A 24,547-nucleotide genomic window follows, 5' to 3' on the forward strand; every position below is an offset into this window, starting at 1 on the left:
TCGACCGACCTCCTCGCCTCGATGGGGGTTCCCCCGCGCCGGTCGGGCGTGGAGGAGAGTAACGCATCTGCATTGCCTCAGCCGCGGGCCGCTCCGGACAACTCCGGGCAGCCCGCGGCTGAGGATCGATCTCGTCGGCGACGGGGCTCAGTGAACGCCCGTCACCGAACGCAGCCGGACATCGGCGCGACGCTCGGCGGCCGCGTCAGCGTCCGACTTCGCTCGCTCCAGGGCCCGCTCCGCGCGCTGGACATCGATCTCATCCGACAGTTCCGCGATCTCCGCGAGCAGAGACAGCTTGTTGTCGGCGAACGAAATGAAGCCGCCGTGCACCGCGGCGACGACGGTGCCGTCCCCGCTCTCGCCGGTCGTACGAATCGTCACCGGGCCCGACTGCAGCACGCCGAGCAGCGGCTGGTGTCCGGGCATGACGCCGATGTCGCCCGACGAGGTGCGCGCGACGACCAGGCTGGCCTCGCCGGACCAGACCTGACGGTCCGCGGCGACCAACTCGACGTGCAGCTCAGCCACGATGGCTCCTCGGGTCTCCACCTGCCTGGCTCGGCAGATGTTGGGTCAAATACTAGTGGTCGTACGGGCCGGGGGCGGCCAGGGCCGCCCCCGGGACCGGTGCCGGGGTCAGGAGACGCCCAGCTCCTTCGCATTGGCCTTCAGGTCCTCGATGCCACCGCACATGAAGAACGCCTGCTCGGGGAAGTGGTCGTAGTCGCCGTCCGCGATCGCGTTGAACGCGGTGATCGACTCGTCGAGCGAGACGTCCGAGCCGTCGACACCGGTGAACTGCTTCGCCACGTGGGTGTTCTGCGACAGGAACCGCTCGATACGACGGGCGCGGTGGACGGTGAGCTTGTCCTCCTCGCCGAGCTCGTCGATACCCAGAATCGCGATGATGTCCTGGAGGTCCTTGTACTTCTGCAGGATCGTCTTGACGCGCGAGGCGCAGTCGTAGTGCTCCTGCGTGATGTAGCGGGGGTCCAGGATCCGGGACGTCGAGTCCAGCGGGTCGACCGCCGGGTAGATGCCCTTCTCCGAGATCGGGCGCGACAGAACGGTCGTCGCGTCCAGGTGGGCGAAGGTGGTGGCCGGCGCCGGGTCGGTCAGGTCGTCCGCGGGGACGTAGATCGCCTGCATCGAGGTGATCGAGTGACCACGGGTCGAGGTGATGCGCTCCTGCAGCAGACCCATCTCGTCCGCCAGGTTCGGCTGGTAACCCACCGCGGACGGCATACGGCCGAGCAGCGTGGAGACCTCGGAACCCGCCTGGGTGTAGCGGAAGATGTTGTCGATGAAGAAGAGCACGTCCTGCTTCTGCACATCGCGGAAGTACTCCGCCATGGTCAGACCGGCCAGGGCGACGCGCAGACGGGTGCCCGGGGGCTCGTCCATCTGACCGAAGACCAGCGCGGTCTTGTCGATGACGCCGGAGTCCGTCATTTCCTCGATGAGGTCGTTGCCCTCACGGGTGCGCTCGCCGACACCGGCGAACACCGACACACCGTCGTGGTTGTTGGCCACGCGGTAGATCATTTCCTGGATCAGAACGGTCTTGCCGACACCGGCACCACCGAACAGACCGATCTTGCCGCCCTTGACGTACGGGGTCAGCAGGTCGATGACCTTGACGCCGGTCTCGAACATCTCGGTCTTGGACTCGAGCTGGTCGAAGGTCGGGGCCTTGCGGTGGATCGCCCAGCGCTCGGTGACCTCGGACGCCGCCTCCGGCTTGTTCAGGATCTCACCGAGGGTGTTGAACACCTTGCCCTTGGTGATGTCGCCGACGGGGACGGTGATCCCGGTGCCGGTGTTGGTCACCGTGGCCTGGCGGACCAGACCGTCGGTGGGCTGCATGGAGATCGCACGGACCAGGCCGTCACCCAGGTGCTGGGCGACCTCGAGGGTCAGGGTCTTGAGCTTGCCCTGCTCGGCCGGGTCGGCGACCTCGACGGTCAGCGCGTTGTAGATGTCCGGCATCGCGTCGACGGGGAACTCCACGTCGACGACCGGGCCGATGACCCGGGCGACGCGGCCCGTTGCCGTGGCCGTTTCAACAGTGGTGGTCATAGTGGTCAGTCACTCCCCGCGGTCGCGTCGGCCAGAGCACTGGCGCCACCGACGATCTCGCTGATTTCCTGGGTGATTTCGGCCTGTCGGGCCGCGTTGGCAAGCCGCGAGAGCGACTTGATGAGCTCTTCCGCGTTGTCGGTCGCCGACTTCATCGCACGACGCGTGGCGGCGTGCTTGGAGGCGGCGGCCTGCAGAAGCGCGTTGTAGATCCGCGACTCGACGTACCGCGGAAGCAGGGCGTCGAGGACGTCCTCGGCCGACGGCTCGAATTCGAACAGCGGAAGGATCTCGCCCTTGGCCGACTCGTCCGACTCCGCCACCGCCTTGTCGAGGCTGAGCGGCAGCAGCCGGTCGTCGAGCGCCGTCTGCGTCATCATCGAGATGAACTCGGTGAAGACGATGTGGAGTTCGTCCACGCCGCCCTCGGCGGTGTCCTGCTGGACAGCGCCGATCAGCGGTGCGGCGATCGCCTTGGCGTCCGCGTACGTCGGGTTGTCGGTGAAGCCGGTCCACGACTCCACGACCTTGCGCTCGCGGAAGCTGTAGTACGACACGCCCTTGCGCCCGACGATGTAGGCGTCGACCTCCTTGCCCTCGGCCTTGAGCCGCTCGGTGAGCTGCTCGCCGGCCTTGAGGACGTTGGAGGAGTAGCCGCCGGCCAGACCACGGTCGCTCGTGATGAGCAGCAGCGCGGCCCGCGAGGGACGCTCCACCTCCGTCGTCAGCGGGTGCTGGGTGTTCGAGCCCGTGGCAACCGCTGTCACCGCGCGGGTCAGTTCACTCGCGTACGGCGTCGACGCCGCCACCTGGCGCTGCGCCTTGACGACGCGCGAGGCGGCGATCATCTCCATCGCCTTGGTGATCTTCTTGGTCGCGGTGACGGAGCGGATGCGACGCTTGTAGACCCGGAGCTTGGCTCCCATGGATCAGGTCCCTTCCGTCGTCACTTGCTGGTGCCGGCCGGGGCGTCCTCGCCGAGCAGCTTGCCGTCCGAGGTCTCGAACTGCCGCTTGAAGCCGTCGACGGCCTCGGAGATCGCACCGATGGTGTCGTCGGACATCTTGCCGCCCTCGACGATGCTGGTCAGGAGGTCCTTCTTCTCCCGGTGCAGGTGGTCGAGGAGCTCCCGCTCGAAGCGGCGGATGTCCTGGACCGGAACGTCGTCCATCTTGCCGTTGGTGCCGGCCCAGACGGAGACGACCTGGTCCTCGGTGGGGTACGGGGCGTACTGACCCTGCTTGAGCAGCTCGGTCATCCGCTTGCCGCGCTCCAGCTGCTGCTTGGAGGCCGCGTCCAGGTCGGAACCGAAGGCGGCGAACGCCTCCAGCTCGCGGTACTGGGCGAGGTCCACACGGAGGCGGCCGGAGACCTGCTTCATGGCCTTGTGCTGGGCCGAGCCACCGACACGGGAGACCGAGATACCGACGTTCAGCGCCGGGCGCTGGCCCGCGTTGAAGAGGTCCGACTCCAGGAAGCACTGGCCGTCGGTGATGGAGATGACGTTGGTCGGAATGAACGCCGACACGTCGTTCGCCTTGGTCTCGACGATCGGGAGGCCGGTCATCGAGCCGGCGCCCATCTCGTCGGAGAGCTTGGCGCAGCGCTCCAGCAGACGCGAGTGCAGGTAGAAGACGTCGCCCGGGTAGGCCTCACGGCCCGGCGGACGGCGCAGCAGCAGGGACACGGCGCGGTAGGCGTCGGCCTGCTTCGAGAGGTCGTCGAAGATGATCAGGACGTGCTTGCCCTGGTACATCCAGTGCTGGCCGATGGCCGAGCCGGTGTAGGGCGCCAGGTACTTGAAGCCCGCCGGGTCGGACGCCGGGGCGGCGACGATGGTGGTGTACTCCAGGGCGCCGGCCTCCTCCAGCGCACCGCGCACGGACGCGATGGTGGAGCCCTTCTGGCCGATGGCGACGTAGATGCAGCGGACCTGCTTCTTCGGGTCGCCCGAGCGCCAGTTGTCGCGCTGGTTGATGATCGTGTCGACGGCCAGGGCGGTCTTGCCGGTCTGGCGGTCACCAATGATCAGCTGACGCTGGCCACGGCCGATCGGCACCATCGAGTCGACGGCCTTGTAGCCGGTCTCCATCGGCTCGTGGACCGACTTACGGACCATGACGCCCGGGGCCTGCAGCTCCAGGGCGCGGCGGTCCTCGGACTCGATCTCGCCGAGGCCGTCGATCGGGTTGCCCAGCGGGTCGACGACGCGGCCGAGGTAGCCCTCGCCCACGGCGACCGAGAGCACCTCACCGGTGCGCTGCACCGGCTGGCCCTCCTCGATGCCGCTGAACTCACCGAGGACCACCGCACCGATCTCGCGCTCTTCCAGGTTCAGCGCAAGACCGAGCGTGCCGTCCTCGAACTTCAGCAGCTCGTTCGCCATTGCCGAGGGAAGGCCCTCGACCTTCGCGATGCCGTCTCCGGCCTCGCTTACCGTGCCGACCTCCTCGCGCGAGGCCGCGTCCGGCTTGTACGCCTGGACGAAGTTCTCCAGCGCGTCCCGGATCTCCTCCGGCCGGATCGTGAGCTCCGCCATCTGGGTTCCCTGCTCTCCTTGTTGGGCCCGAAGTTACTTGCGGGTGTCCGGGGGTCTGTCCCCCGGGGGGTTTCCGCTTACGGCCCAACTCGGGCCGCCGTCATGCTTGTGCTGGTCCCCGGGGCTTCGTCCGGACCGCAAGCCGGACCGCGTGGTCCGGCCGGCTGGTCCGGCGTCCGACCGCCGGTTGTGCAGCTCTTGAGTTGGTGTGGCTGGGTCAGCCGGCCATCCGCCGGTCCGCCTCTTCGAGGCGCGCCGCGATGGTTCCGTTGATGACCTCGTCGCCGATCCGGACCTGGACTCCGCCGAGGACCTCGGGGTCCACGTCGAGGTTCAGGTGGACCTGCCGTCCGTACAGCTGCGCCAGGGAAGCGCCCAGGCGCTGCCGCTGCCCTTCACTGAGGGGCACCGCGGAGGTGACCACCGCGACCATCCGGTCCCGGCGGCTCGCCGCCAGCTTGGAGAGGGCGTCGAGCCCCGCTTCCAGGCTACGGCCCCGCGGCTGTACGACAAGACGGATCACGATGCGCTCGGTGACCGGGTTGGCCCGGCCGCCCAGCAGCGCACGCAGCAGCTCCGTCTTGGCGGCAACCGTCGCGTTCCGGTCGGTCAGCGCACCGCGCAGCTCACCGTTGGAGCTGACGATGCGGCCGAACCGGAAGAGCTCGTCCTCGACGTCGTCGAGCTGGCCGGCCCGCTGCGCGGCGACGAGGTCGGCGCTGTAGGCCAGCTCCTCGAGCGAGTCGGTCAGGTCACGCGAACGCGACCAGCGGGCGCGGACCATGCCGGACACCAGGTCGACGGCCGGGCCGCCCACCTGGTTGCCCAACAGGCGTCCGGCCAGTTCGGCGCGCGCCTCGGCGGCCTGCGCCGGGTCGGTCAGGACCCGACGCAGCGACACCTCGCGGTCGAGCAGAGCGGTGACGGCAGCCAGCTCCTCGGCGAGCTTCGCGGCGTCGACGGAGGTGTCATCCGTCAGCGCGTTGAACTGCTCGCGTGCGGAGGCGAGTGCCTCGCGGCTCGCTCCGTTCATCGTCCGGCCTCAGCCTTCGTCGCGTCCGACGCCGCCTTGGCCTCGACGTCGTCGAGGAAGCGGTCGATGGTCCGGCTCTGCCGGGCGTGGTCCTCGAGGGACTCCCCGACGAGCTTGCCGGCCAGGTCGACGGCGAGCTTGCCCACGTCCTGGCGCAGCGCCTGCGCAGCCTGCTTACGGTCCGCCTCGATCTGGGCGTGACCGGCAGCGATGATCTCCTCGCGCTGCCGCTGGCCCTCGGCGCGCATCTCAGCGATGAGCGTCGCGCCCTGCTCCTGCGCCTCCTGGCGCAGTCGCGCGGCCTCGTGGCGGGCGTCGGCCAGCTGTGCACGGTAGTCCGCGAGCACCTGCTGAGCCTCGGCCTGATTCGCCTCGGCTTCCTCCATGCGGCCTTCGATGAGCGTCCGGCGCTCTTCCAGAACCTTGTTGATGTTCGGGAGGAGCTTCTTGGCCAGGAAGCCGAAGACGATGAAGAAAGCGATCAGGCCGATGACCAGCTCTGGAATCGGCGGGATCAGAGGGTTCTCAGGAACCTCCGTCGCCATGTTGAAGCCCAGGGCGTTCACATCAATGCCTTCCGTCGGTGATTGCAGCAGTCCGTCAGGCCTTGAAGAGGAAGCCCATGACGATGCCAATCAGGGCGAGCGCCTCACAGAAGGCGAAACCCATGATCTGGTTGGTGCGGATGAGGCCGGCGGCCTCGGGCTGACGGGCCAGGGCCTGGGTGCCGTTACCGAAGATGATGCCGACGCCGACGCCGGGGCCGATCGCGGCGAGGCCGTAACCGATCGAGCCGAGGTTGCCGGTGACGCCGGCGGCGAGGTTGACAGTCTCGAGAGCAGCGGACATGCCGTTACTTCCTTCTCTTTCACGGACCGGTGGGGGTTGGCCACCGGGCGTCTATAGGGGCTGGGAAAGCGGGGGCTCAGTGGTGCTCGGCGAGCGCGCCCTGGAGGTAGTTCGCGGTCAGGAGCACGAAGACGTACGCCTGCACGGCCTGGATGAACAGCTCGAACGCGGTCAGCAGGACGGTCATGACGAACGAGGCGCCGGCGTAGACGATGCCGATGCCGTTCAGCAGGTACCAGGTGCCGATGGTGAACATCAGCAGCAGCAGGTGACCGGCGAACATGTTCGCGAAGAGCCGGACCGCGTGAGTGAAGGGCCGGATGATCAGGTTCGAGAGGAGCTCGATGACGATCAGCATCGGCAGGACCGGGCCGAGCGACTTGTCGTAGCCGCTGAAGTTCTTCAGCGCACCCACGAAGCCGTGCCGCTTGAAGGTCAGAGTGACCCACGTGATGTAGACGATGGCGGCGAGACCGGCCGGGAAGGCGATGACCGACGTCACCGGGAACTGGGCGACCGGCACGATCGACCACAGGTTCATGATCCAGACGAAGAAGAACAGCGAGACGATGAAGGGGACGTACTTCTCGCCCTCCTTCTTCCCGAGAGCGTCATAGACGATCCCCCGGCGTACGAAGTCATAGCCCGCTTCGCCGATCATCTGCAGCTTGCCCGGGACCACCTTGGCCTTGCCGAACGCCGCCCAGAAGAACCACACGACCACGACGGTGCTGAGCAGCGCCAGCAGCATGATCTTGTTGAACTCGAAGCCGTTGATGGTGAACAGCGGCTTGAAGACGAACGAATGAAGCCCGGGAGCTGGGAAGCCGCACCCGGAAAAGATGTGGCAGTCGGTCTCGAAGGCGAGCATCGTTTCAGCACTCACCGCGAGCTCCTTCAGCGTGGCGCATGGGTACGGCAACCTCGTTGTGTCGGCGCGGCGTTGAGCCACGGAGCGGCACTGGACTGGTCTTACGGATTAGGGGGCGGCTGGCGGGCATGGGGCCCGGCCACATCACAGGCATCGGCCGCGAGAACTTCCCGTTCCATCGAGTGGAACCCGGGAGCTCAGCCGCCTGCGCCAACTGTGCCGCAGTTGAAACCGGACGATAGCAGGCCCGCAAGTGGGCATTTATCTCGGCCCTACGTGTCACGTCGGCGACCCCGCCGTCTCCGCCTTCTTCTGCTCGGCGGAGTCGGGTTCCACGTACAGAATCTTCGCCTTCATATGCCCGCGGGTCTGCGCCGCGATCCATACGAGGGTGGCGCCGAGCAACGTGAACGCAAATGCCTTGGTGTCGAAGAACGTGGTGTTCTTGAACGCGATCAGGAAGACCGCCACGAAAAGGATCTGCACCGTGTACAGCAGCAGTCCCATCATCTGGAACAGCTGCGGGTGGTTCTTCGCCGTCTTCTGCAGCACGAGCAGGCCGGCTCCCATGACGAGCAGCACCAGCACCGTGCCGACGACGGCGCCGAGCGCTCCCGGCACGCCCGCGACCACACCGCTCACGGCAACGGCGACAACGCCGGTGGCGAGGGTGGGCACAACGGCGTGAAGGAGTAGTCGGGCGTCATTCGACTGCATGGCGGCGCTCCGGCAAAAGATGTGGGGTGTGTCGTCATGGACGAGCGTAGACCCGGCCTGAGGCGGAACCTGCGGCCCAAGGGCAGTCGCACTACGGCCCTTCGGCTCTATCGCCGGGTTTCGTGAACGGTATCACAAACTATTTGATGAGGTCTTTACCTGGTTCGTGTGGACCCTGTCACACCTGAGCGTGAACCTGCGCGTTGGTGCACTGACAGCCAGCTTTTTGTCTGGTATGGGGTCAACGATCCCGATTCTCGTCGCACGTTCGGGCGATCAAAACCGTGGATCAGTGGTGACTGTCCGCCCTGCGGTGTTCCACGAAGCGTGAGCGGTCGCCGATCGCCGTGGCCCCGTTGATGCCCGCGGGGACCGGTTCCCGTTCCTCCTGCGGCCCGGCGACGCCCTCCTCGTCCCACTCCGCGGCCGGCGCCTCCGGAGCCGTTGCACGGGAGACCCGGCGGTAGCGCGGCGGCACCATCCACTCCGCCCAGCGCGGCGTGCGCGGGGTGAAGCGCGGCAGCAGAAGCAGCACCAGCCCGACCGCGCTCAGCAGCACGATGCCCAGCACGATCCACATGCTGGCGTTGTTCACCGAGTAGGCGACCGCGCCGAACGCGATCAGGGCCGACCAGAAGTACATGATCAGCACGGCCCGGCTGTGCGAGTGCCCGATCTCCAGCAGCCGGTGGTGCAGGTGCCCGCGGTCGGCCGCGAACGGCGACTGGCCCTTCCACGTACGCCGCACGATCGCCAGGACCAGGTCGGCCACCGGCACCGCGATGATCGTCAGCGGCAGCAGCAGCGGGATGTAGACCGGCACCATCGCGTGGGTCGCCTCACGCAGACCGCCCGCCTTCACATTGAGCAGGTCCGGGTCGACCTGGCCGGTCACCGAGACCGCGCCCGCGGCCATCACCAGGCCGATCAGCATCGAGCCCGAGTCCCCCATGAAGATCCGCGCCGGGTGCATGTTGTGCGGCAGGAAGCCCAGGCACATGCCCATCAGGACGACCGAGAACAGGGTGGCCGGCGCGGCCGCCTCGATGCCGTAGCCGAACCACATCCGGTACGCGTACATGAAGAACGCCGCGGCGGCGATGCAGACCATGCCGGAGGCGAGGCCGTCCAGGCCGTCGACGAAGTTCACCGCGTTGATGGTGATCACGACGAGGGCGACCGTCAGCAGGGTGCCCTGCATCGGGGTCAGCGAGACCGTGCCGACGCCGGGGATCGGGATCCAGAGGATCGTCAGGCCCTGGAGGACCATCACGCCCGCGGCGATCATCTGGCCGCCGAGCTTGACCAGTGCGTCCACGCCCCACTTGTCGTCCAGGACGCCGAGGAGCCAGATCAGGGCGGCGCCGGAGAGCAGCGCCCGGGGCTCGTCGGAGTTCTCGAAGACGCTCTGGAGGTTGGTCAGGTGCGAGGCCACCAGCAGACCGGCGCACAGCCCGCCGAACATGGCGATACCGCCGAGCCGCGGTGTCGGCTCGCGGTGCACATCGCGGGCGCGGATCTCCGGCATCGCACCGGCCGCGATCGCGAACTTCCGTACCGGCCCGGTCAGCAGGTAGGTCACCGCGGCCGTGACGCACAGCGTCAGCAGGTATTCACGCACGGGCTGCCCCATCGGTATAGCTGGCCATCACAGCCCCACACCCTATGCGTGTCAGCCCCCTGGCCGTGAATACAGGAATAGACGCCTGGCGTCAGCGGATGGTTCCACCGTCACCCGCGATCGGGATAAGGCGGAAAGCCATGGACCAGAGCGACGGTCCTGGAGCGGGCCGTCCCGTCCTCCTCCAGTGCCGCCACGATCAGCTCGGCGACCGCTGTCATCTCCGCCTCGCCCATCCCCTGCGTGGTCACCGCGGCGGTGCCCAGCCGCAGGCCGGTCCGGCGGGCCGCCACCTCGTCGGGGGCCTCGGCACACGGCAGCGCGCAGGTGTCCAGCACGATCCCGGCGGCGGCCAGCCGCCCCCGGGCGGTGCGGGCGTCCAGGCCGCGGGGAGCGGTATCGGCGGTGATCAGATGGGTGTCGGTGCCACCGGTGGTGACCGTCAGGCCCTGTGCGGCCAGTGCCCCGGCGAGCACGCGGGCATTGGCGGTGACCTGATGGGTGTACGCGGCGAAGGCGGGTGTGGCGGCCTCCCCGAAGGCGACGGCCTTGGCCGCGACCGCGTTCATCTGGGCGCCGCCCTGGGTGAAGGGGAACACCGCGCGGTCGATGCGCTCGGCCAGCTTCTCGCCGCACAGGATCAGCCCGCCGCGCGGTCCGCGCAGCACCTTGTGTGTGGTTGCGCACACCACATGCGCGTACGGGACGGGACTGGGCGCCGCTCCCCCGGCGATCAGCCCGAGCGGATGCGCGACATCCGCGATCAGATAGGCGCCGGTCTCGTCGGCGATATCGCGGAAGGCGGCGTAGTCGATGTGCCGGGGGTAGGAGATCGAACCGCAGACGATGGCCTTGGGCCGGCGGGTACGGGCCAGCTCCCGGATCGCGTCGTAGTCCAGCAGTCCGGTCTCCTCGTCGACGCCGTAGCCGGCGAAGTCGAACCAGCGGCCGGAGAAGTTGGCGGGCGAGCCGTGGGTGAGGTGTCCGCCGTGCGGGAGGGACATGGCCAGGACGGTGTCACCGGGGCGCAGCAGGGCGGCGTAGGCGGCCAGTACGGCCGAAGACCCGGAGTGTGCCTGGACGTTGGCGTGTTCGGCGCCGAAAAGAGCCTTGGCGCGTTCCACCGCGATCCGTTCGGCGAGGTCGACGATCTCGCAGCCGCCGTGGTGGCGGGCCCCCGGGTAGCCCTCGGCGTATTTGTTGCCCAGGGGGGAGCCGAGGGCCGCGAGGACGGCCGGTGAGGTGAAGTTCTCCGCGGCGATCAGCTGCAGCCCGTCGCTCTGCCGGGCGCTCTCACCGAGCAGTACGCCGGCGATCTCGGGGTCCTGGTGCAGCAGGGCGGCGAAGTCCGGGGCGCCGGCCGGCCGGGCGGCGGCGTCACGGGCGGCGGCCCGTGCGCGGTCCTCGGCGGTCTCGGCCGCCCCGGCGGTCTCGGCGGCCCGGGAGGGGCCGGCCGGGGTCTCGTGACGGGGTGACGCGGTGGTGGCAGGCATCGCTTGCTCCGGGCCTCGTACGGGGACGTAGTCCCAATGTAGGCGCGGCGGGGCGTTCGGGCGCGGTGTGCGGGCCGACCGGGTCCAGCCGCCCGCACAGGGCCCCTGAGGGCCGCTCTCCCCGGTCTGTGGGCAGCCGGGCCTCAGGCCCGCGCCGGGACCCCGGTGAGGGCGGTGACGACCGGGTCGAGCGCCTGGTTGATCTCGTCGCCGATGGAGCGGAAGAAGGTGATGGGCGCCCCGTAGGGGTCGTAGACCTCGTCGGACTCCGGGTTGGGCGCCAGCAGCCAGCCGCGCAGCGCCGCGGCGGCGCCGACCAGCGCACGGGCGCGCTCGACCAGCCCGCCGTCCGGCAGATCCGGGTCGGGCTCGGGCAGCGTGGCCGGATCTATGGCCCGCACCAGCCGGTTGAACTCCTTGAGCGTGAAGGTGCGCAGCCCCGCGGAGTGCCCCATCGAGATGACCTGGGCGCGGTGGTCGCGGGTGGCGGTGAGCACCAGGTCGGCGCGGATGACGTGCTCGTCGAGCAGCTCACGGCCGAGGAAGCCGTCCGCGTCGGCGCCGTAGTCGGTGAGCACCGTCGCGGCGTGGGTCTCCATCGGCGCGCCTTCGTGGCCCCACGTGCCGGCGCTCTCCACGAGCAGCCCGCCGCTGCGGGAGTCGCCCAGCCGCAGCTCCAGGGCACGGCGGTGCAGCCGCTCGGTGATCGGCGAGCGGCAGACGTTGCCGGTGCTGACGTGGAGGATCCGAAAAGGGGGTGAGGGGGGTACAGGGGGGTGGGTACCGGTGCCTGGTCCCGCTATGCCACGCCCCGGGGGCGCCATCAATTGGCCACCTCGAGCTCGGGTACCACCTTGCGCAGCTCCTCCGCGCTGAGCGCGCCCTCGCGCAGCAGCACCGGGATCTTGCCGGTGACATCGACGATCGAGGAGGGCACGGCGGCGGGCGTCGGACCGCCGTCGAGGTAGACGGAGACCGAGTCGCCGAGCATTTCCTGTGCGGCGTCGCAGTCCTGCGGGGACGGGTGGCCGGTGAGGTTGGCGCTGGAGACGGCCATCGGGCCGAACTCGGTCAGCAGCTCGATCGCGACGGGGTGCAGCGGCATCCGCACCGCGACCGTGCCCCGGGTCTCGCCCAGGTCCCAGGTCAGGGACGGCTGGTGCTTGGCGACGAGGGTGAGCGCCCCGGGCCAGAAGGCGTCGACCAGCTCCCAGGCCTGCTCGGAGAAGTCGGTGACCAGCCCGTGCAGGGTGTTGGGGGACCCGACGAGGACCGGGGAGGGCATACCGCGGCCGCGGCCCTTGGCCTCCAGCAGGTCGCCGACGGCCTCGGCGCTGAAGGCGTCCGCACCGATGCCGTAGACGGTGTCGGTGGGCAGCACGACCAGCTCACCGCGGCGGACGGCCGAGGCGGCCTCGCGCAGACCGGTGGTGCGGTCGGTCGCGTCGCTGCAGTCGTATCGCCGTGCCATTACGGGACCTCCTCGTGCGAAACGAATACTTCGGATGCATCGGCTGCATCAGGCGCCGAAGCGGAACGCGTCATGGCGTCGCCCGGCGCGCGGTGGCGAAACGGGGCCTGTTGTTGAGGTCCGGGTGGTCGGCCGCATCGGCCCAGCCCCGCTCCTCGGTGAAGATCCACGGCACCTGCCCGCCCTGGGTGTCGGCATGCTCGATGACGACCACGCCGCCGGGGCGCAGCAGGCGGTGTGCGGTCCGCTCGATGCCCCGGATGGTGTCCAGGCCGTCCTGGCCCGAGAACAGCGCGAGCTCGGGGTCGTGGTCGCGTGCCTCGGGTGCGACGTACTCCCACTCGGTCAGCGGGATGTACGGCGGGTTGGAGACGACCAGGTCGACCTGCCCGTCCAGTTCGGGAAGCGCGGTCAGCGCGTCGCCCTGATGGAGAACGACGCGGGACCCCTCGACGTTCTTGCGGGCGTAGTCCAGCGCCTGTTCGGACAGCTCCACGGCGTGCACCCGCGAGCGGGGCACCTCCTGGGCCAGGGCCAGCGCGATGGCCCCCGAGCCGGTGCACAGGTCGACGATCAGCGGCTCGACGACGTCCATGGCCCGTACGGCGTCTATCGCCCAGCCGACCACCGACTCGGTCTCCGGGCGGGGCACGAACACCCCGGGCCCGACGGCGAGTTCGAGGTAGCGGAAGAACGCCCGGCCGGTGATGTGCTGGAGCGGTTCACGCGCCTCGCGGCGGGCGACGGCCTCCCAGTAGCGGGCGTCGAAGTCCGCGTCCTTGACGTGGTGCAGCTCCCCCCGCTTGACGCCGTGCACGGACGCGGCGAGTTCCTCGGCGTCGAAGCGCGGCGAGGGCACACCGGCGTCGGCCAGCCGCTGGGTGGCCTGGGCCACCTCGGCGAGCAGAAGGTTCACGGGGCCTTCCTCCTAGTGCGCTGCGTCTTCATTGTGCGGTGCCGGGGCCTGCGGCGCCCCGGTGACGGGGCCCGGGGCCGGGGCCGGGGTCCTGCGGGCCTACTGGGCGGCGGCGAGCTTGGCGGCCGAGTCGGCGTCGACACACGCCTGGATGACCGGGTCGAGTTCGCCGTCGAGCACCTGGTCCAAGTTGTACGCCTTGAAGCCGACCCGGTGGTCCGAGATGCGGTTTTCCGGGAAGTTGTACGTACGGATGCGCTCGGAGCGGTCAACCGTGCGGACCTGGCTGCGCCGGGCGTCCGACGCCTCCCGCTCGGCCTCTTCCTGGGCGGCGGCCAGCAGCCGGGAGCGCAGGATGCGCAGCGCCTGCTCCTTGTTCTGGAGCTGGCTCTTCTCGTTCTGGCAGGAGACGACGATGCCGGTGGGCAGGTGGGTGATGCGCACCGCGGAGTCGGTGGTGTTGACGGACTGGCCGCCGGGCCCGGAGGAGCGGTAGACGTCGATCCGCAGGTCGTTGGGGCCGATCTCGACCTCGACCTCCTCGGCCTCGGGCGTGACCAGCACGCCGGCCGCGGAGGTGTGGATGCGGCCCTGCGATTCGGTGGCGGGCACGCGCTGGACGCGGTGCACCCCGCCCTCGTACTTCAGCCGCGCCCAGACGCCCTGCCCCGGCTCGGTGGCGCCGCCCCCGCCCTTGGTCTTCACGGCGACCTGGACGTCCTTGTAGCCGCCGAGGTCGGACTCGTTGGCCTCCAGGATCTCGGTCTTCCAGCCGGCCCGCTCGGCGTAGCGCAGGTACATCCGCAGCAGGTCACCGGCGAACAGCGCGGACTCCTCGCCGCCCTCACCGGCCTTGACCTCGAGGATGACGTCCTTGTCGTCGCTGGGGTCGCGCGGGACGAGCAGCAGCCGCAGCTTTTCGGTCAGCTCCTCGCGCCGGGCGTCGAGCTCCTTGACCTCGTCGGCGAAGTCCGGGTCGTCCGCGGCGAGTTCGCGCGCGGTCTCCGTGTCGTCGCCGGTCTGCTTCCAGTCGCGGTACGTCGCGATGATCGGGGTGAGCTCCGCGTAGCGCTTGTTGAGCCGCATGGCCTCGCGCTGGTCGGCGTGGACCGCGGGGTCGGCCAGCCGCTTCTCGAGATCGGCGTGCTCGCCGATCAGTTCCTCGACCGCCTCGAACATCGTGGGTTCCTCTACTGGCTGCTGTGGTGACCCGGGTACCGGGGCGCTGGCACATCTGCGGCTGCGCCGCGGGCCCCGGCCCCCCGTACGGGAGCCAAGGGCCAGGACGACAAAACGCCGGTCCGGTCACCCCTGGGCAGGGGCGACCGGAGACCGGCGCCGTGCGGGTCGCTACTTCTTGGCGGCTGCAGCGCCCTTGCCGAAGCGGGCCTCGAAGCGGGCCACGCGGCCGCCCGTGTCCATGATCTTCTGCTTGCCCGTGTAGAACGGGTGGCACTCGGAGCAGATGTCGGCGCGGATGGTGCCGCCGGCGACCGTGCTACGGGTGGTGAAGGACGCGCCACAGGTGCAGCTGACCTGGGTCTCGACGTACTCCGGGTGGATGTCGCGCTTCAAGGGATTCTCCTAGGTTCGGGAGTGCACCGGGTCGTGCTGCGGGTTGCGTCACGTGAACCGGGGCCGACGGTCCAGTCTGCCAGGACTAGCCGTATCTCCCAAAACCGGGGTACGGCCGCAGCTATTCCCCGGGCCGGTTCCGGGGCCGCCGGGCCCCGGAACTCCCGCCTTCCGGCTACTTCACGTACTTGTCCGTGCCGCCCTGGTCACCGGCCGAGCCCTTGATCGCGGACTGGGGGATCTCCTGGTCCTGGCGCAGCGCGTCCCAGACCTGCCCGCTCTTCTTCATCAGCGGCACCACACGGTCGGGGTTGGCCGGGTCGTACGTCACCGGCAGCGTCACCATGTTGATGTGCTCCGACCCGATGCCGCCCAGGCTCTTGGCCAGGCCGGTCAGTTCGCTGACCGAGTTGAGGTCGGTGTCGGTGGTGATGGCCTTGGTGGCCGTGTCGGCGATGTCGTAGAGCTTGGTGGGGTTGGTGAGCACCCCGACGTTCTTGACCTGGTTCATCAGGGCCTTGATGAACGTCTGCTGCAGCTGGATGCGGCCCAGGTCGCTGCCGTCGCCGCCGGGCACCCCGTGCCGGGTGCGGACCAGGCCGAGTGACTGCTCGCCGTTGAGGGTGTGCTTGCCGGGCTGCAGATGCAGATGGCTGTGGTCGTCGTCGATCGCCTTGCTGGTGGTGATGTCCACCCCGCCCAGCGCGTCGATGAGCTTCTTGAAGCCGGTGAAGTCGACCTCGATGAAGTGGTCCATACGGACATCGCTGATCGACTCGACGGTCTTGACCGCGCAGGCCGGCCCGCCGACCTCGAACGCCGTGTTGAACATCGCCCGCTGCGCGCCGGGGGCGTCCTTGCCGTCCTTGGTGGTGCAGTCGGGGCGCTTGATCATGGTGTCCCGGGGGACGCTGACCACGCTGGCCTTCTTGTGCCCCTTGTACACGTGCACGATCATCGCCGTGTCCGAGCGGGCGCCGCCCTCGTCCTTGCCGTACTCACCGTTCTTGCCCGCGCGGGAGTCGGACCCCATCACGAGGATGTTCATCGAGCCGTCGTCGATGTTCTTCGGCCGGTCGTGTCCGAGGGCGGCGTTGATGTCGACGCCCTTCAGATTGCCGTTGAGCTTGAAGTAGACGTAGCCGAGTCCGGCCCCACCCAGCAGTACGACGCTGGTCAGCGTGCACAGGGTGATGGTCACTGCTCGGCGGCGTCGGGTCGGGCCCCTGCGCCGGCGGCCCGTGGCACGTATGCCGCGGGCACGGCTTTCGGCCGTCTTCGCGGTCCCGTTGCTGTCCGCCATCTGCTCCTCAGTCCTCATTCGCTCGGCTGCCCCTCGCCGCCGCCGTGCTGTGTGCTGACACGGCCCGTTGCTCCTTGTCAGACGGGAGGTCGACGGGAAGGGTTGCACAGCGAGTCATGAGCGATTTCTTAGAAATGCGCGGCGGTCCGCTCCGCAGGCCCGGGACCTTGGTCCTTCCCACCTGGGCTTTCGGCCGTTTTCCCAGCTTGGCTGAAACCATGCGGCTTACACGGATCTGTGCGGAAGGTCTCAAGCGCGGCATGTGTAGGCCCGCGGAGCGCGGGCACTCACCCGGCGCCGTACCGCGGCACGCGCCGCCCAGCACACAGCCCCCCTCACCCACAGAAGGGTGAGGGGGGCTGTGCGGTACGGCGCCGTGCGCCCTACGGGCGTCAGTCGTTGCCGTTGCCCGCGGTCGGCGTCGTCTTCTGGATCTGCAGCAGGAACTCCGCGTTGGACTTCGTCTGCTTCATCTTGTCCAGCAGCAGCTCGATGGCCTGCTGCTGGTCCAGTGCGTGCAGCACCCGGCGCAGCTTCCACACGACGGCGAGCTCGTCGCTGCCCATGAGGATCTCTTCCTTACGGGTGCTGGACGCGTCGACGTCCACCGCCGGGAAGATGCGCTTGTCCGAGAGCTTGCGGTCGAGCTTGAGCTCCAGGTTGCCGGTGCCCTTGAACTCCTCGAAGATCACCTCGTCCATCCGCGAGCCGGTCTCGACCAGCGCGGTGGCCAGGATGGTCAGCGAACCGCCGTCCTCGATGTTGCGCGCCGCACCGAAGAAGCGCTTCGGCGGGTAGAGCGCGGTCGAGTCGACACCACCGGACAGGATGCGGCCGGAGGCCGGGGCGGCGAGGTTGTACGCACGGCCCAGACGGGTGATCGAGTCCAGCAGGACGACCACGTCGTGACCCAGCTCGACGAGGCGCTTGGCACGCTCGATGGCCAGCTCGGCGACGGTGGTGTGGTCCTCGGCCGGGCGGTCGAAGGTCGAGGAGATGACCTCGCCCTTCACCGACCGCTGCATGTCGGTGACCTCTTCCGGACGCTCGTCGACCAGGACGACCATCAGGTGGCACTCGGGGTTGTTGCGGGTGATCGAGTTGGCGACCGCCTGCATGATCATGGTCTTGCCGGTCTTCGGCGGGGCCACGATCAGACCGCGCTGGCCCTTGCCGATCGGCGTGACCAGGTCGATGATCCGGGTCGTCAGACCGCCCGACTCCCCCTCCAGGCGCAGTCGCTCCTGCGGGTAAAGGGGCGTCAGCTTCCCGAACTCCGGCCGTCCGCGGCCCTGTTCGGGCGCCACGCTGTTGACGGTGTCGAGCCGGACCAGCGCGTTGAACTTCTCGCGCCGCTCGCCGTCCTTGGGCTGGCGGACCGCGCCGGTGACGTGGTCGCCCTTGCGCAGGCCGTTCTTGCGGACCTGGGCGAGCGAGACGTACACGTCGTTCGGACCGGGCAGGTAGCCGGAGGTCCGGATGAACGCGTAGTTGTCGAGGATGTCGAGGATGCCCGCGACGGGGATCAGGACGTCGTCCTCGGAGACCTGCGGCTCGTTGCCGAAGTCCTCGCGGCCCCCGCGGCGGCCACGGCGGTCGCGGTAGCGGCCGCGACGGCCCCGGCGTCCGCCCTCGAAGTCGTCGTCGTCATCGGTACGGCGGTCGCGCTGGCGCTGGCCGCCCTGACCGCCCTGGCCGCCGCCGTCACCGGCGTCGCCCTTGCGGCGGTCACCGCGGTCACCGCGGTCACCGCGGTCGCCGCGGTCGCGCTGGCGCTGGCCACGGTCGCCGCGGTCGCCCTTCTGGCCGCGGTCCTGGCGGTCGCCGCGGTCCTGACGCTCGCCGCCCTTGCTCGGCCGGCCCTCGCCGGACTCCTGCGGGGCGGTCGCGGTGTCGGTCTTGGCGTCCGCCTTGACCTCGGTCTTCGTCTCGACCCTGGTCTCGGTCTTGACGTCGCCCGAGGCGCCCTCGGGGCTGCCCGCGGCGGCGGTGGCACGGCGCCGGCGGCGCTCACCGGCCGGCTGCTCGGCGATGGGGGCACCTCCCTGGTCGAGCGAAGCCGAGACCTCGGGGGACGGCTGGCCGGGGATGTCGATCTGCTGCTGGGCGCCGGACTTGTCCGCGGCCTTGCCGCCCTTGGCGGCCTTGCCCGCGGTCCGCTCTGCGCTGTCCTCGCCGGTACGGGCCTTGGAGGTCGTACGGCGCTTGGGCTTGGTCTCGGTGTCGGCGGGCGCGTCGGCCTTGGCCGCGGAGCCCTGGCCGGAGGCCTGCTTCTCCTTGATGACCTCGATCAGCTGGCTCTTGCGCATCCGCGCGGTGCCCTTGATACCGAGGCCGGAGGCGACCTGCTGCAGCTCCGCCAGGACCATGCCGTCAAGGCCGGTGCCGGAACGGCGGCGCCGTGCGGTAGCAGGAGCGGCGGGAGCGTCCGCGGCGGGCTCGGTGGCACTGCCATCGGTGCGCGCGCCCATCAGATCGGTGGTGTCGCTCACGAAGGGTCCTTCCCTGGAGCGGGCGTCGGCCTGTCTGGCTCGGCGACCGGTTGTGCTGTCCGGCTGGGTCCTTGGTCTTGTGGACCGGGCCGGGGCGGTGGTCCCGCCGGAAGTGGCGGAGAGAATCAGTTCATGGCTCCGGCGTGAAGAGATGCAGACTGGCCATGTCGTCACGCCGATTCCGGAGCGTGCTCACTCCTGCTCAGGCCATGGCTCCAAGCAGTTTGGGAGGCTCCCGGAAGAAGGTGGTCCCTATGGGGGACACGAAGCACCGCGCCGCTCAGGCGTCGAGTACTGACTTGAGGTTAACACTACCGGGTCCAACAAACATTCCCCCTCTCCAAGACCGGCAATCGTCGATCACCCGCGTGATCACCCGGCGAGCGGCAGCACGCAGGTGCCCGCCGCGTCGAGGGTCAGCCGGTTGGCCGCCCACCCCTCTCCCGCCAGCGCCGCGACCTTGTCGGCCGCCGCTTCCTCGACCAGCGCGAGCACCGTCGGGCCCGCACCGGACACGACTGCAGGGACGCCGTCCGCACGCAGTCGGTTCACCAGGGCCACGCTCTCCGGCATCGCGGGAGCGCGGTATTCCTGGTGGAGTCGGTCCTCGGTCGCGGCGAGCAGCAGCTCGGGGCGCCTGGTCAGGGCCTCGACGAGCAGTGCGGCGCGGCCGGCGTTGGCCGCGGCGTCCACATGGGGGACGGTGCGCGGCAGCAGTCCACGGGCGGTCTCGGTCAGCACCGGCTTTCCGGGGACGAAGACCACCGGAACGATGGAATCGGCGGGATCCATCCGGATCGCGCGGGCGGTGCCGGTGTCCGTCCAGGCGAGCGTGAAACCGCCCAGCAGACAGGCGGCGACATTGTCGGGGTGGCCCTCGATCTCGTTGGCCAGCTCCAGCAGCGCGGTGTCGTCGAGCTTTTGCTCACCACCTATCGTCACCGCGCGGGCGGCGACGATGCCCGCGCAGATGGCGGCGGAGGAGGACCCCAGGCCGCGGCCGTGCGGGATGCGGTTGGCACAGACGATTTCCAGGCCGCGCGGCTGTCCGCCGAGCAGCTCGAAGGCGGTGCGCATCGACCGGACGAGCAGATGACTCTCGTCGCGCGGCAGGGAGTCGGCGCCCTCACCTGCGATGTCGATGTGCAGGCCGGAGTCGGCGACGCGCACCACGACATCGTCGTACAGGCCCAGGGAAAGACCCAGGGCATCGAAGCCGGGACCGAGATTGGCGCTGGTAGCGGGGGTGCGCACCCGGACGGCGGCGGCGCGGAACGCGGGACCGGCCATCGCTCGATGACTCTCCTTGATTGATACTGCGGCACTGCCCCACACAGCGCCGCGGCACCGAAGTGCCCGGCCGGCTCGTGGGGTCTGTTCTGACCTGCCCTGAACGCCACTGCGTTATGCCGTGGGGAGGGGAGTTGGCTCCAGCCTATCGAAGGAAGGTTCTGTCGCGACATAGGGCGCACAGGAGGCGCACGATGCGTGTCGCGCGCCTTCCTGTGCCCCGACGCTGCCTTCCCGGGCTTTGCAGCCTTTGCACACTTTGCTGCGAGGGGCGACGGGACCTCCGCGGCCCCGTCCCCGGCCGCCGTACGCACAGGTCCTGCCGTACGGCTGCGCCCCCGCGCGGGGGCGCCGGTCCGCCTAGACGAGGCCGAGGCGCTCCGCCGCGGCGTCCGCGTCGATCGGAACCGTGACCGGCTGCGGCGCTCCGGCCACCGCCCAGTCCGGGTCCTTGAGACCGTTGCCGGTCACCGTGCAGACGATGCGCTGGCCGGGGTCGACCTTGCCCTCCTCGGCGGCCTTGAGCAGACCGGCGACGGACGCGGCCGAGGCGGGCTCCACGAAGACTCCCTCCTGCGCAGCCAACAGGCGGTAGGCAGACAGGATTTGACGGTCGGTCACGGAGTCGATGAAGCCGCCGGACTCATCCCGCGCCCGCTCCGCGAACGACCACGAGGCAGGGTTGCCGATACGGATGGCGGTGGCAATGGTCTGCGGGTCCTTGACGACCTCACCGCGCACGATCGGCGCGCTGCCGGCGGCCTGGAAGCCCCACATCCGCGGGGTGTGCGAGGCGATGCCGTCGGCCGCGTACTCCTGGTAGCCCCGCCAGTACGCCGTGATGTTGCCGGCGTTGCCGACGGGCAGCACATGGATGTCGGGCGCGTCGCGGAGCATGTCGACGATTTCGAAGGCCGCGGTCTTCTGACCCTCGATCCGCACCGGGTTCACGGAGTTCACAAGTGCGACCGGGTAGTTGTCGGACAGCCGCCGGGCCAGCGTCAGACAGTCGTCGAAATTACCCTCGACCTGCAGAATCTTCGCGCCGTGGACCAGCGCCTGGCCCATCTTGCCGAGCGCGATCTTGCCCTGCGGGACGAGCACCGCGCAGACCATCCCGGCCCGGACCGCGTAGGCGGCGGCCGAGGCGGAGGTGTTGCCGGTGGAGGCGCAGATGACCGCCTTGGCGCCCTCCTCCTTGGCGCGGGTGATGGCCATCGTCATGCCACGGTCCTTGAAGGAGCCGGTGGGGTTGGCGCCCTCGACCTTGAGGTGCACCTCGCAGCCGGTGCGCTCGGAGAGCACCTGGGCCGGTACGAGAGGCGTGCCGCCCTCGCGGAGGGTGACGACCTCGGTCGTGTCGCTGACCGGAAGCCGGTCGCGGTACTCCTCGATGATTCCGCGCCACTGGCTGCTTGCCGTGGTCACAGTGGAATTGGCAGACATGGGTTCCTTTACTCCCCTTCGACCCGCATGATGCTGGCGACACCACGAACGGTGTCGAGCTCGCGCAGAGCCCCGACGGTCGACGACAGGGCCGCGTCCGCCGCTCGGTGGGTGACGATGACGAGGGATGCCTCGCCGTCCTTGCCCGACTGACGGACCGTATCGATCGATACGCCGTGTTCCGCGAAGATCGTGGCGACCTGAGCGAGAACACCGGGCTTGTCGGCCACGTCGAGGCTGATGTGGTACCGCGTGACGACCGCGCCCATGGGGCTGACGGGCAGCCGGGTGTAAGCGGACTCACCCGGCCCGGTGGCACCGGCGAGCTTGTTGCGGCAGACCGCGACGAGGTCGCCGAGGACCGCGGAGGCGGTCGGCGCGCCGCCCGCGCCCGGCCCGTAGAACATCAGCCGGCCGGCCGCCTCGGCCTCGACGAAGACCGCGTTGTACGCCTCGCGGACGGAGGCGAGCGGATGCGTCAGCGGAATCATCGCGGGGTGCACCCGCGCGGTCACGGACGCCCCGTCCGCGGCCCGCTCGCAGATGGCCAGCAGCTTGACCGTGCACCCCATCCGCTTGGCGGAGGCGATATCGGCCGCGGTGACCTCCGTCAGGCCCTCGCGGTGCACATCGTCGATGGTCACGCGGGTGTGGAAGGCGATACCGGCCAGGATCGCGGCCTTGGCGGCGGCGTCGAAGCCCTCGACGTCGGCGGTCGGGTCGGCCTCGGCGTATCCGAGCGCGGTCGCCTCGTCCAGCGCCTCGCTGTAGCCGGCCCCGGTCGAGTCCATCTTGTCGAGGATGAAGTTGGTGGTGCCGTTGACGATGCCGAGCACCCGGTTGACCGTGTCGCCGGCCAGGGACTCGCGCAGCGGCCGTACCAGCGGGATCGCCCCCGCGACGGCGGCCTCGTAGTAGAGGTCCGCGCCATTGGCCTCGGCCGCCGCATGCAGCGCCGCACCGTCCGCCGCGACCAGCGCCTTGTTGGCGGAGACCACACTCGCGCCGTGCTCGAAGGCGGTGGTGATCAGCGTACGGGCCGGCTCGATACCGCCGATGACCTCGATCACGACATCAATATCGCCCCGTTTGACGAGTGCGGTCGCGTCGGTGGTGACCAGCTCGGCCGGGACGCCCTCGCGCACCTTGTCGGGGCGGCGGACGGCGATCCCGGCGAGCTCCACGGGCGCACCGATCCGGGCGGCGAGGTCATCGGCGTGCGTCGTCATGATGCGCGTCACCTCTGAGCCGACCACACCACAGCCCAGGAGCGCCACCTTCAGCGGACGCGTACGCATCATTTGACCTCTGCTTCTCATCGATCAGCGAATTCCAGCTTGCTCATGCATAAGTCTCACGCACCGGACGGCGGTTTCCGCCTTACGTCCAGATGCCGAGACATTTATTTCATCCGGGTCCGGGACCCGGCGATCCGGCCCTACCCGACATCCAACCGCAGGAGATCTTCCTCCGTCTCCCGCCGGACGATCACCCTGGCCCGACCATTCTTTACCGCGACGACGGGCGGCCGCAGCGAGTGGTTGTAGTTGCTCGCCATGGAACGGCAGTACGCACCGGTGGCCGGCACCGCGAGCAGATCCCCGGGCGCCACATCGGCCGGCAGGAAGGCATCGCGTACGACGATGTCCCCGCTCTCACAGTGCTTGCCCACCACGCGCGAGAGCATCGGCGCGGCATCGGAGGTCCGCGACACCAGCGCCACGCTGTACTCCGCGTCGTAGAGCGCCGTGCGGATGTTGTCCGACATCCCGCCGTCCACGGACACGTACGTCCGCAGGCCTTCCAGCTCCTTGACCGTGCCGACCTCGTACAACGTGAAGGCCGTGGGGCCCACGATCGCCCGTCCCGGCTCGACCGACAGCCGCGGCACGCCCAGCCCCGCCGCCGCACACTCCTTGCTCACGATGTCGCCCAGCGCCGACGCGATCTCGTGCGGCTCCCGCGGATCGTCGTCCGAGGTGTACGCGATGCCGAGCCCGCCGCCCAGATCGATCTCGGGCAGCTCGATTCCGTGCTCGTCGCGCACTTCGGTCAGCAGCTGCACCACGCGGCGCGCGGACACCTCGAATCCCGCCATATCGAAAATCTGCGACCCGATATGGCTGTGAATCCCGATGAGTTCGAGCCCGTCCAGCTTGAGCGCACGGCGCACGGCCTCCGCGGCCTGCCCGTCCGCCAGCGCAATTCCGAACTTCTGGTCCTCGTGCGCGGTCGCGATGAACTCATGCGTATGCGCCTCGACACCGACCGTGACCCGGATCTGTACGCGCTGCCGCTTGCCCAGCCGCTGCGCGATATGGGCGACCCGCACAATTTCCTGGAACGAGTCGAGCACGATCCGCCCGACCCCCGCCTCCACGGCCCGGGTGATTTCCTCGGTGCTCTTGTTGTTCCCGTGCAGGGCGATCCGCTCGGCCGGCATTCCGGCCGCCAGCGCCGTGGCCAGTTCACCGCCGGAGCAGACGTCGAGATTCAGCCCTTCCTCGTGCAGCCAGCGGACGATGGCCCGCGACAGGAAGGCCTTCCCGGCGTAGAACACATCCGCCCCCGGCCCGAAGGCGTCCTTCCACGCCCGGCAGCGGGCCCGGAAGTCGTCCTCGTCCAGGAAGTACGCCGGAGTGCCGAACTCCGCGGCGAGCGCGGTGACATCCAGGCCGCCGACGGTGACCACACCGTCGGCATTGCGGGAGACCGTACGGGACCAGACCCGCGGGTCGAGGGTATTGAGATCGGCGGGCGGCCCGGCGTAGTGCCCCTCGGGCAGTACGTCAGCGTGCCGGGGCCCTGCAGGGTGCGCGGAGCGGCTCATGGCTGTGGAGATCCCATCG

General features: G+C 69.4%; 22 protein-coding genes. All 22 read right to left on the reverse strand.

Translation table 11 applies throughout. From position 1 onward, the window contains the following. Positions 1-147 precede the first annotated feature (147 nt). Positions 148-531, reverse strand: a complete 384-nt coding sequence (locus tag OHS81_RS10895; protein ID WP_085922935.1) for a F0F1 ATP synthase subunit epsilon — start codon at positions 529-531, stop codon at positions 148-150. 108 nt (positions 532-639) lie between these two features. Further along, a complete protein-coding gene (atpD, locus tag OHS81_RS10900; RefSeq protein ID WP_129294174.1) occupies positions 640-2,082 on the reverse strand; it encodes a F0F1 ATP synthase subunit beta in 1,443 nt (480 codons plus the stop codon). 5 nt (positions 2,083-2,087) lie between these two features. Next, positions 2,088-3,008: a F0F1 ATP synthase subunit gamma gene (locus OHS81_RS10905; RefSeq protein ID WP_328384612.1), complete on the reverse strand. Its 921-nt coding sequence runs from the start codon at positions 3,006-3,008 to the stop codon at positions 2,088-2,090. A gap of 20 nt (positions 3,009-3,028) precedes the next feature. Then, positions 3,029-4,621, reverse strand: coding sequence for a F0F1 ATP synthase subunit alpha (gene atpA, locus OHS81_RS10910; protein WP_129294176.1), 1,593 nt, complete (start codon positions 4,619-4,621; stop codon positions 3,029-3,031). 217 nt (positions 4,622-4,838) lie between these two features. After that, a complete protein-coding gene (locus OHS81_RS10915; protein WP_328384613.1) occupies positions 4,839-5,654 on the reverse strand; it encodes a F0F1 ATP synthase subunit delta in 816 nt (271 codons plus the stop codon). Then, positions 5,651-6,199, reverse strand: a complete 549-nt coding sequence (locus OHS81_RS10920; protein ID WP_443058840.1) for a F0F1 ATP synthase subunit B — start codon at positions 6,197-6,199, stop codon at positions 5,651-5,653. The genes OHS81_RS10915 and OHS81_RS10920 overlap by 4 nt, the downstream gene beginning before the upstream one ends. A 55-nt stretch (positions 6,200-6,254) precedes the next feature. Next, positions 6,255-6,503: an ATP synthase F0 subunit C gene (gene atpE, locus OHS81_RS10925; RefSeq protein ID WP_018087389.1), complete on the reverse strand. Its 249-nt coding sequence runs from the start codon at positions 6,501-6,503 to the stop codon at positions 6,255-6,257. A 76-nt stretch (positions 6,504-6,579) separates the two neighbouring features. Further along, a complete protein-coding gene (gene atpB / locus OHS81_RS10930) occupies positions 6,580-7,374 on the reverse strand; it encodes a F0F1 ATP synthase subunit A (protein WP_328391043.1) in 795 nt (264 codons plus the stop codon). A gap of 279 nt (positions 7,375-7,653) precedes the next feature. Then, positions 7,654-8,091: a hypothetical protein gene (locus OHS81_RS10935; protein ID WP_328384615.1), complete on the reverse strand. Its 438-nt coding sequence runs from the start codon at positions 8,089-8,091 to the stop codon at positions 7,654-7,656. A 289-nt stretch (positions 8,092-8,380) separates the two neighbouring features. Next, a complete protein-coding gene (locus OHS81_RS10940) occupies positions 8,381-9,724 on the reverse strand; it encodes an MraY family glycosyltransferase (protein WP_328384616.1) in 1,344 nt (447 codons plus the stop codon). A 98-nt stretch (positions 9,725-9,822) separates the two neighbouring features. Further along, on the reverse strand, positions 9,823-11,205 hold the full coding sequence (gene glyA / locus OHS81_RS10945) for a serine hydroxymethyltransferase (protein ID WP_328384617.1): 1,383 nt from the start codon (positions 11,203-11,205) through the stop codon (positions 9,823-9,825). Positions 11,206-11,348: 143 nt separating this feature from the next. Beyond that, complete coding sequence (locus tag OHS81_RS10950; RefSeq protein ID WP_328384618.1) at positions 11,349-12,029, reverse strand: arsenate reductase/protein-tyrosine-phosphatase family protein; 681 nt, start codon at positions 12,027-12,029, stop codon at positions 11,349-11,351. After that, positions 12,029-12,676, reverse strand: a complete 648-nt coding sequence (locus OHS81_RS10955; RefSeq protein WP_088800044.1) for an L-threonylcarbamoyladenylate synthase — start codon at positions 12,674-12,676, stop codon at positions 12,029-12,031. The genes OHS81_RS10950 and OHS81_RS10955 overlap by 1 nt, the downstream gene beginning before the upstream one ends. Positions 12,677-12,746: 70 nt before the next feature. After that, on the reverse strand, positions 12,747-13,592 hold the full coding sequence (gene prmC, locus OHS81_RS10960; RefSeq protein WP_328384619.1) for a peptide chain release factor N(5)-glutamine methyltransferase: 846 nt from the start codon (positions 13,590-13,592) through the stop codon (positions 12,747-12,749). Between the two features lie 99 nt (positions 13,593-13,691). After that, positions 13,692-14,771: a peptide chain release factor 1 gene (prfA, locus tag OHS81_RS10965; protein WP_088800040.1), complete on the reverse strand. Its 1,080-nt coding sequence runs from the start codon at positions 14,769-14,771 to the stop codon at positions 13,692-13,694. A gap of 171 nt (positions 14,772-14,942) precedes the next feature. Continuing rightward, positions 14,943-15,167, reverse strand: coding sequence for a 50S ribosomal protein L31 (rpmE, locus tag OHS81_RS10970; protein ID WP_086716401.1), 225 nt, complete (start codon positions 15,165-15,167; stop codon positions 14,943-14,945). A 175-nt stretch (positions 15,168-15,342) separates the two neighbouring features. After that, positions 15,343-16,470, reverse strand: a complete 1,128-nt coding sequence (locus OHS81_RS10975; RefSeq protein WP_328391045.1) for an LCP family protein — start codon at positions 16,468-16,470, stop codon at positions 15,343-15,345. Between the two features lie 392 nt (positions 16,471-16,862). After that, positions 16,863-18,962, reverse strand: coding sequence for a transcription termination factor Rho (rho, locus tag OHS81_RS10980; protein ID WP_328384620.1), 2,100 nt, complete (start codon positions 18,960-18,962; stop codon positions 16,863-16,865). Between the two features lie 372 nt (positions 18,963-19,334). Next, the gene (gene thrB / locus OHS81_RS10985; RefSeq protein WP_328384621.1) at positions 19,335-20,252 is read right to left on the reverse strand and encodes a homoserine kinase; all 918 of its coding nucleotides are present in this window, start codon (positions 20,250-20,252) and stop codon (positions 19,335-19,337) included. A 360-nt stretch (positions 20,253-20,612) separates the two neighbouring features. Continuing rightward, complete coding sequence (thrC, locus tag OHS81_RS10990; RefSeq protein WP_328384622.1) at positions 20,613-21,698, reverse strand: threonine synthase; 1,086 nt, start codon at positions 21,696-21,698, stop codon at positions 20,613-20,615. Positions 21,699-21,706: 8 nt separating this feature from the next. Continuing rightward, positions 21,707-22,999 carry a homoserine dehydrogenase gene (locus OHS81_RS10995; RefSeq protein ID WP_328384623.1) on the reverse strand — a complete coding sequence of 431 codons (1,293 nt, stop codon included), beginning with the start codon at positions 22,997-22,999 and terminating at the stop codon, positions 21,707-21,709. 137 nt (positions 23,000-23,136) lie between these two features. Beyond that, positions 23,137-24,528 (reverse strand): diaminopimelate decarboxylase, encoded by a 1,392-nt coding sequence (gene lysA / locus OHS81_RS11000; RefSeq protein WP_328384624.1) that lies wholly within the window; start codon positions 24,526-24,528, stop codon positions 23,137-23,139. Between the last annotated feature and the right edge of the window lie 19 nt (positions 24,529-24,547).

Origin of the sequence: Streptomyces sp. NBC_00400, assembly GCF_036048035.1 — a bacterium.
Lineage (GTDB): Bacteria > Actinomycetota > Actinomycetes > Streptomycetales > Streptomycetaceae > Streptomyces.

What these genes read in the sequence shown, in the direction of transcription:
- atpD (WP_129294174.1), bottom strand. Translation starts at nt 2,082, where the DNA reads ATGACCACCACTGTTGAAACGGCCACGGCAACGGGCCGCGTCGCCCGG.
- OHS81_RS10905 (WP_328384612.1), bottom strand. Translation starts at nt 3,008, where the DNA reads ATGGGAGCCAAGCTCCGGGTCTACAAGCGTCGCATCCGCTCCGTCACC.
- atpA (WP_129294176.1), bottom strand. Translation starts at nt 4,621, where the DNA reads ATGGCGGAGCTCACGATCCGGCCGGAGGAGATCCGGGACGCGCTGGAG.
- OHS81_RS10915 (WP_328384613.1), bottom strand. Translation starts at nt 5,654, where the DNA reads ATGAACGGAGCGAGCCGCGAGGCACTCGCCTCCGCACGCGAGCAGTTC.
- OHS81_RS10920 (WP_443058840.1), bottom strand. Translation starts at nt 6,199, where the DNA reads ATGGCGACGGAGGTTCCTGAGAACCCTCTGATCCCGCCGATTCCAGAG.
- atpE (WP_018087389.1), bottom strand. Translation starts at nt 6,503, where the DNA reads ATGTCCGCTGCTCTCGAGACTGTCAACCTCGCCGCCGGCGTCACCGGC.
- atpB (WP_328391043.1), bottom strand. Translation starts at nt 7,374, where the DNA reads ATGCTCGCCTTCGAGACCGACTGCCACATCTTTTCCGGGTGCGGCTTC.
- OHS81_RS10935 (WP_328384615.1), bottom strand. Translation starts at nt 8,091, where the DNA reads ATGCAGTCGAATGACGCCCGACTACTCCTTCACGCCGTTGTGCCCACC.
- OHS81_RS10940 (WP_328384616.1), bottom strand. Translation starts at nt 9,724, where the DNA reads ATGGGGCAGCCCGTGCGTGAATACCTGCTGACGCTGTGCGTCACGGCC.
- glyA (WP_328384617.1), bottom strand. Translation starts at nt 11,205, where the DNA reads ATGCCTGCCACCACCGCGTCACCCCGTCACGAGACCCCGGCCGGCCCC.
- OHS81_RS10950 (WP_328384618.1), bottom strand. Translation starts at nt 12,029, where the DNA reads ATGGCGCCCCCGGGGCGTGGCATAGCGGGACCAGGCACCGGTACCCAC.
- OHS81_RS10955 (WP_088800044.1), bottom strand. Translation starts at nt 12,676, where the DNA reads ATGGCACGGCGATACGACTGCAGCGACGCGACCGACCGCACCACCGGT.
- prfA (WP_088800040.1), bottom strand. Translation starts at nt 14,771, where the DNA reads ATGTTCGAGGCGGTCGAGGAACTGATCGGCGAGCACGCCGATCTCGAG.
- OHS81_RS10975 (WP_328391045.1), bottom strand. Translation starts at nt 16,470, where the DNA reads ATGGCGGACAGCAACGGGACCGCGAAGACGGCCGAAAGCCGTGCCCGC.
- thrB (WP_328384621.1), bottom strand. Translation starts at nt 20,252, where the DNA reads ATGGCCGGTCCCGCGTTCCGCGCCGCCGCCGTCCGGGTGCGCACCCCC.
- thrC (WP_328384622.1), bottom strand. Translation starts at nt 21,698, where the DNA reads ATGTCTGCCAATTCCACTGTGACCACGGCAAGCAGCCAGTGGCGCGGA.
- OHS81_RS10995 (WP_328384623.1), bottom strand. Translation starts at nt 22,999, where the DNA reads ATGATGCGTACGCGTCCGCTGAAGGTGGCGCTCCTGGGCTGTGGTGTG.
- lysA (WP_328384624.1), bottom strand. Translation starts at nt 24,528, where the DNA reads ATGAGCCGCTCCGCGCACCCTGCAGGGCCCCGGCACGCTGACGTACTG.